At 69.2% G+C, this 705-nt stretch carries 1 pseudogene; it reads left to right on the forward strand.

The features are described from left to right. Positions 1-705, forward strand: a pseudogene (locus ACLQ2R_RS39490) (DNA-directed RNA polymerase subunit beta); the annotation flags it as partial.

Raw genomic sequence — 705 nt, forward strand, 5'->3', positions numbered from 1 at the left:
GACGCGATCATCCTGTCGCAGCGCCTGGTGCAGGACGACGTGCTGTCCTCGATCCACATCGAGGAGCACGAGGTCGACGCCCGTGACACCAAGCTGGGCCCTGAGGAGATCACCCGCGACATCCCCAACGTCTCCGAGGAGGTGCTGGCCGATCTCGACGAGCGCGGCATCATCCGCATCGGCGCCGAGGTCGTGCCCGGCGACATCCTGGTGGGCAAGGTCACGCCCAAGGGCGAGACCGAGCTCACGCCCGAGGAGCGGCTGCTGCGGGCGATCTTCGGGGAGAAGGCGCGCGAGGTGCGCGACACCTCGCTGAAGGTGCCGCACGGCGAGCAGGGCAAGGTCATCGGGGTGCGGGTGTTCTCCCGCGAGGAGGGCGACGAGCTTCCCCCCGGCGTGAACGAGCTGGTGCGCGTCTACGTGGCGCAGAAGCGGAAGATCACCGACGGTGACAAGCTCGCGGGCCGGCACGGCAACAAGGGCGTCATCTCCAAGATCCTTCCCGTGGAGGACATGCCGTTCCTGGAGGACGGCACCCCGGTCGACATCATCCTCAACCCGCTCGGCGTGCCGGGCCGGATGAACGTCGGCCAGGTGCTGGAGACCCACCTGGGCTGGATCGCCGCCCGCGGCTGGGACATCTCCGGCATCGAGGAGGCCTGGGCCGAACGCCTGCGCGACAAGGGCTTCGCCGAGGTCGACCCG

The sequence above is a fragment of the Streptosporangium sp. DT93 genome, assembly GCF_049844535.1.
In the GTDB taxonomy this organism is placed as follows: domain Bacteria; phylum Actinomycetota; class Actinomycetes; order Streptosporangiales; family Streptosporangiaceae; genus Streptosporangium.